Origin of the sequence: uncultured Mucilaginibacter sp. (assembly GCF_903913935.1) — a bacterium.
GTDB lineage: Bacteria > Bacteroidota > Bacteroidia > Sphingobacteriales > Sphingobacteriaceae > Mucilaginibacter.
The window spans coordinates 1-6,313 of record NZ_CAIWNH010000572.1 but is presented as its reverse complement, the minus strand read 5'-3'; the positions used below and the strand labels follow the sequence as shown (position 1 = coordinate 6,313).

At 37.8% G+C, this 6,313-nt stretch carries 6 protein-coding genes; all 6 read right to left on the bottom strand.

Annotation, left to right across the window (positions count from 1 at the left end):
- Positions 1–349: 349 nt before the first annotated feature.
- Complete coding sequence (locus QZY09_RS23310; protein WP_295676750.1) at positions 350–1,498, bottom strand: aminotransferase class I/II-fold pyridoxal phosphate-dependent enzyme; 1,149 nt, start codon at positions 1,496–1,498, stop codon at positions 350–352.
- A gap of 11 nt (positions 1,499–1,509) precedes the next feature.
- Positions 1,510–2,121, bottom strand: a complete 612-nt coding sequence (locus QZY09_RS23305; protein WP_295676747.1) for an acetyltransferase — start codon at positions 2,119–2,121, stop codon at positions 1,510–1,512.
- Positions 2,118–2,726: a sugar transferase gene (locus tag QZY09_RS23300; RefSeq protein ID WP_295676745.1), complete on the bottom strand. Its 609-nt coding sequence runs from the start codon at positions 2,724–2,726 to the stop codon at positions 2,118–2,120. Before QZY09_RS23300 ends, QZY09_RS23305 begins: the two co-directional genes overlap by 4 nt.
- Positions 2,727–3,869, bottom strand: coding sequence for a glycosyltransferase family 4 protein (locus QZY09_RS23295; protein ID WP_295676743.1), 1,143 nt, complete (start codon positions 3,867–3,869; stop codon positions 2,727–2,729).
- Positions 3,870–3,980: 111 nt separating this feature from the next.
- Positions 3,981–4,958: a glycosyltransferase family 2 protein gene (locus QZY09_RS23290; RefSeq protein WP_295676740.1), complete on the bottom strand. Its 978-nt coding sequence runs from the start codon at positions 4,956–4,958 to the stop codon at positions 3,981–3,983.
- 65 nt (positions 4,959–5,023) lie between these two features.
- The gene (locus tag QZY09_RS23285) at positions 5,024–6,271 is read right to left on the bottom strand and encodes a right-handed parallel beta-helix repeat-containing protein (protein WP_295676738.1); all 1,248 of its coding nucleotides are present in this window, start codon (positions 6,269–6,271) and stop codon (positions 5,024–5,026) included.
- Positions 6,272–6,313: the final 42 nt, after the last annotated feature.

The following is a 6,313-nucleotide window of genomic DNA, read 5'->3' as shown; positions in this document are numbered from 1 at the left end:
TTAGGTTGTTGAATCAACTACAGCTTAAAATTATACCTTATTAAACCAATTATTAATGATGATGATCACAAGTGATAACTATCACAAACTAAAAAAAACAATAAATTTGATTTTTAATTATTAAATAATATTATGTGGTATTTTTTGTTTTTTGGGATAGTTTAGATTGGGTCATTGAATAATGAACAGACAAGCTGTTAACGTTAATAAATAAAATAGAATGCATCTTCACAAGAATACCGGGCGCTTTTCAAATTTCAGGGAAGCGGTTGCAATGCCAATTTACTGGGGCTGAATTAAAGCTGCAAGCGTTATAATAACGTGTTGAGAACCTATGCCATTTGATTTTTTAGGCCATTGCGGCATTTTTGTTAAAAATTGATGCTATGGTTTCAGTTACTCTGTCAAGAGATTCCTGAGTGAGGTTTGAGCCTGATGGCAGGCATAAACCGTTATTAAAAAGTTTTTCACTAATTCCATTTACATAGCTGGGACAATTTTTAAAAACAGGTTGCAAATGCATTGGTTTCCACAAGGGCCGTGATTCAATGTTCTCTTCTTCCAGTAAAAGGCGTACCGTTTCCCTTGTAGTACCCTTTGCTTTGTTTGGGTCAATAGTTATGGTTGTTAACCAACGGTTGCTGCTATAACCAAATGGTTCCGGTAAAAAGCCGATACCGGGTAGATTTGAAAGTGTTTTCAGGTAAAAATTAAAGATACTTCTCCTTTTCATGATACGGTCAGGCAACACCTGCATTTGCCCCCTGCCAATACCAGCTGAAACGTTGCTTAAACGATAATTATACCCTATTTGCGAATGCTGGTAATGAGGGGCCAGATCACGGGCCTGGGTGGCTAGAAAACGTGCCTGTTTGATGAAATGTTCTTCATCTGATATCAATGCACCACCACCGCTTGTAGTAATAATTTTGTTCCCATTGAAAGACAACACACCCATTGCCCCAAAAGTTCCTGCTTTTTTACCATTAATAGTCGACCCTAAAGCCTCGGCTGCATCCTCCAGCACAGGTATTTCATACCTGGCGGCTATTGTCGTTATTTGTTCCATTTTAGCAGGCATACCATAGAGGTGAACCGGCATTATTGCTTTTGGCTTTTTGCCTTTGGCTATCCGGTCTTTTATAGCCTGTTCCAGCAATTCGGGGCACATATTCCATGTTTCGGGTTCACTGTCGACCAACACGGGGGTTGCACCTAAATAAACAATTGGATTGGCAGTTGCCGAAAAAGTAAAACTTTGGCAAATAACCTCGTCACCCGGGCCGACACCTAACATAATTAAACCAAGGTGTAATGCCGCGGTTCCTGAACTTAGCGCTGCCGCATGTCCTGATCCTGTAAAGGCTTCCAGGTCGCGTTCAAATCCATTTACGTGCGGGCCCAAAGGCGCTATCCAGTTGGTATCAAAAGCATCTTTTACAAAATTAAATTCTTCACCACCCATGTGAGGACTGGAGAGCCATATTTTTTGTTTCATGTTAATTTAATTTATTTTTGATCACTGTATTTAATGATTTTACCCGGATTGCCGACTACAACTGCGTAATCGGGTACATCATCAATAATTACAGCCCCGGCACCTACAGTTGCCCATTTACCTATTTTAATACCTTGTATCACGCACGCTCCTATACCAATATGGGCCCCTTCGGAAACCTGAACTTTCCCGCCAAGAGCAGCATTTGGTGATATGTGTACAAAGTCGTTCACTATACAATCATGATCAATAGTGCAATTGGTGTTTAAGATCACATGTCTGCCAACAACAGCGTCGCAATTAACGGTAACAGATGCCATTACCACTGTTCCATCCCCAATTGAAGCTCTCGGCGATAAAATGGCTGATGGATGTATAGCCTGTTGGTAATTTACTTTGAATTCCTCAGCGCATTTTTTACGAATTTCATTTTTGCCGATGCAAATGATCATTTTAAAATCGGTGGTTGATCCATGTGCGGGAATAACCTGAAAAACAGGATAGCCAAGCAAGCTTCTTATTTCTGTGTTTTCATCCAGGAGCCCGGCAATTTCTTTTTTCTGTCGTTCCAGTATTTCAATAACTACTTTTGCATGCCCGCCCGCACCGTATAGGTAAATCATATATTATCTCCATTAAATTTCTGCATTGTTACATGGCCCTTATGGCTGATCCCTTCGTGTTTTAATACCTTCGCAAAGGTCATCCCAATAATCTTTAGGTCAAGCCAAAAGTTTAAGTGGCCCGCATACCAAACATCATATTCAAATTTTTGACCCCAGTTTATCAAATTGCGCCCGTTTACCTGTGCCCAACCAGTAATTCCCGGGCGTACATCGTGCCTTTTTTTTTGATTTTCATTGTATAGTGGCATATACTCTGTTAGAAGCGGGCGGGGGCCCACCAGGCTCATTTCTCCTTTTATCACATTCAACAACTGTGGTATTTCATCTAAGGAGGTTTTTCTGACAAAACGTCCAAAATGCGTTAGCCTGTCTGCATCTGGTAAGAGATTTCCCTCCTCATCTCTGTTATCATTCATCGTTTTGAATTTGATCATTTTAAAAGGTTTACCGGTCTTCCCCGGGCGCACCTGAAAAAAAAACGGGAAGCCTGCATTTGATACGTATAGGAGAATGGTTAGCATCAGTATAAGTGGCAACAGGATCATTACCGCAAATATTGAAACCCAGAAATCTATTAATCGCTTAAAAAAAGTCTTATACATTTAGTTTAGAACAAGTCTGTGATAAAATTTTAGCCATTCCCTTGAAATATTATCCGCAGAAAAATTACTGGTTACGAATCTCACCCCATTGTTACCTAAATATTTCCGAAGATCGGGTAATTGGATTAGTTGTCTCATTTGATCGGATAATGAGCGGATATTTCCAACCTTGTGCCTTAATCCGGTTTCATTTTCAACAATGGTATCCATTAAGCCATAGGTGTCACTGCAAATGACTGCTAATCCAAGCATCGACGCTTCAAGCACACTAGTGCCAAACCCCTCCCTGTAACTTGGCATGCAAAATACATCCAACGCTTGCAAAACAATTTCGGGCTTTAGGGTCGGGCCATAAAAAATTATCGAATTGCTGTCGTTTACTATTCGTTGTACCTGTGGAATCAGATTTTCTTCATCGGTCCCGATAAGTAAAAGTTTAATATTAGGATAATCTTCCTTTAAATTTTTAAAGGCATTTGCTAAGTCCAAAATGCCTTTGTCTTTGTTAAGCCTTCCTAAAAACCCAAATACAACATCATTGTCATTTATCAGCAATTCGTCCCTTATTTTTTTTCTGGTCGATACAATTGGAGTAAATCGATCTGTATCTACACCACTTATTGATCCTTTACCCAAAACTTGCGAGTTTGAATCCTTAATAATATGCTGACTGATCAAAAAAGATCGCTGTGCCTCGCCATCTACCAGTATATGGGTTGATGTTAATACGATTAGCTTATCCAGATAAATTAACAGGTTTTTAATGATACCTTTTTTATGATACCAAACCTGCCCGGTGAAAATATGTACCCTGTTTTTTATACCAGCCATATACGATGCTGTCATTGAAAGTAAGCCTGCTTTTGGGGTTACAGAATGAACTATATCAAATTTGTTGGCTTTAAAATACTTTTGTAAAGCAATCAGCGCCCTCAAATCGCCTGCCGGATTAATAGCTCTTGATATTTTGATATTACAAACAGTATAATCAGCCAATTGGGATAGAATTAAAGCATCGCGCTCTGCATCAAAATTTGCTACGACGGAAATATCAAATTCCGCTTTCAATATATTAAAGTGGTTTAATAAAAAGGCTTTTATCGTTAGGGGAGAAGAAACCACAAAACATACTTTCTTTCTCACAATCATGAGTGTTAATTATAGGGCCAAACCCTCATTTGATAACCCAAAATGGGCAAATGAGTGAGCTCTTATAAATGTCAGCAAAATTGCGTGCAAAAAAAATGACCATCCTCATTTTATAAACCTTATTGTTTTAAATAGATAAAAGTGTTTTAACAGCACTCTTCTAAACAGATCTTTTTTTAAGTCGTATATCCGATGATCGACGAAGAAAATCCCATTTTTTTTCAATTCGTATTTCAATTTTTCAAAATTGGAATAGAGCGAGCGACTTTTAAATAGCTGAAAAAACAACGTGGCTGTTAAATAACTTAACCGCTGGCCGAAATATTCTGAAACCTCTTTGTTTTCTTTATTGGGCTGTTTTTTAAAAAAATCGCGCACCAGTTTAATCATTTGTACGATATCTTCCCGCATCTTTATACTTTTGCGGTCATCAATATTCCTGGTAATGGAATCCGGTGATTGGTAAAACTGTGCTGCGATTAATTTAATACCAAATACCTTTTGAGCAACATAAAATGCCCGGGTATTAAATTCATAATCCTCTATATACAGTCGTTCAACAAAAAGAAGTCCATTTTGCAACAAAAAACTTCTTTTATATAATTTGTTGCAAGCTGAATCCATGTAGCGATATTTTTTGTAATAGTTGATCCCATTATTAATTTTATCGGACGACAAAGATCTGGTGTACACAATTTTATTTTTTTCGCCAATGCCCTGGGCACCAAATTCCAACACATCAACTGAATATTTTTCCGCTTCATCATATAATTGTGCCAGCATTCCGGGTAAAAACCAATCATCAGCATCCCAAAAAACCAGGTACCTGCCAGCGGCGTTCATTATACCTGTGTTCCTGGCGCCGCCTAAACCTTTGTTTACCGGGTGGCTTATGATTCTTGCGTTCGTATGGTTTTTAATAAGACTTCCGGCAATGGCCCTGCTACCATCCTGCGACTGATCATCAACTAATATAACTTCAAATGTATCTTCTTCCAGGTTTTGCCGGTATACGGATTCAATGCAATTATCTAAGTACTGCGCTACGTTGTACATGGGTACGATGATGCTGATCTTAATCATGATTTAATTAATTATAATGCAGTTAGGGAATTTGGATTATTCGTCCTATTAATTACTCCCTAAAATCACTCCACGAAGATTCTCCTGTCGTAATTTAGTTGCGTTTTCATATCAGATATCCCGTCATTATCTGTGTTATTGTTTTTAAAAATAGATGTGTTTTTAAATTTAACATCTATCATACTCACATTATTTGGTGCTTTGTAAACTTGGAATCCTTTCTTTTTACTGTTTTTCCAAAGGGGGTTTAATACATTGATTTGGCCGGTTAAGGGAGGTCCGTTATTCTTATCTGCTAAATTAATTGCTAATCCAAAGCCAATGGCGGAGCCTTCATCAACGTGATTGTTTATGCTAATGCTAACCTGTTGAGGTGCATCACCTCTAAGTCCATGTAAAGAGACTACTATACCGTGCATAGCACTATTAAAAGTAAATGCGTTATCAATTCTTATATTTTTTATCACATCGGCATTCGTATTCGGCTCAATGTCAATACCGCTCATCGGCATCTGACCAGCGGTATTTGATATTATTGGTCTTATTAAGTGTACTCCATCGGCGCATGTTATTGAAAGGCCGTTGCGCCTGTTATTATCTAACTCGGCGTAAAATATGGTTATATTTCTATCCACTGCATCATTCTGTCTTCCAAGATAGATGCCATCACCCCAACATTTGGATACTTTAGGATTAACTACCAATATTTTTGTTGAACCAGAAATTGAAATCCCCATTCCCCACTGTCCGTTACCTGAATGTAAATCCCTGTCACCCTGAACTACCGGAAAATACAAGTTGACATTGGTGGCATTATAAATACGTAGTATCTGGTATGCAGGTAAGCCATTTGCCTGTAAAACCAGTTTAGAGTATTTTCTGAATATAATTGTACTATTACTTATTAGTGATAACCCTAAGTGATTTACAAGAACTGGAAAATTTGGAAACATAACAATATTGTTGGCATTGATAGCCTTTTGTAATTGTTCAGTATAATCAACTGATCCATCTTTTACATAGTTTGGAGGTAAACTATTTATCAGATCGTAAGCACGACTTGATAGAATGCTTGCTTTTTTGCGAAAAGGCAATAAGGCATTGGATTCTTTAATTTCATCTTTAGGCACGTTTTTATATTCCCAATTTGCTTCCTGACCTTTGCAATTGGGTGTGACAATAAGCAGGGAGAACAAAATTTGCATAATTGGAATACATAGTTTGTAAGAATTTTTCATAGCATTCATTTTTTCAGAAAAAAAATTTCCCCTTTTTTCTGGTGTCGTTAAAAAATTAAGTGGCTCGATTTTCATTTAGCTGATCAAGCGCACGACGTCTATCATCATTATTTTGTT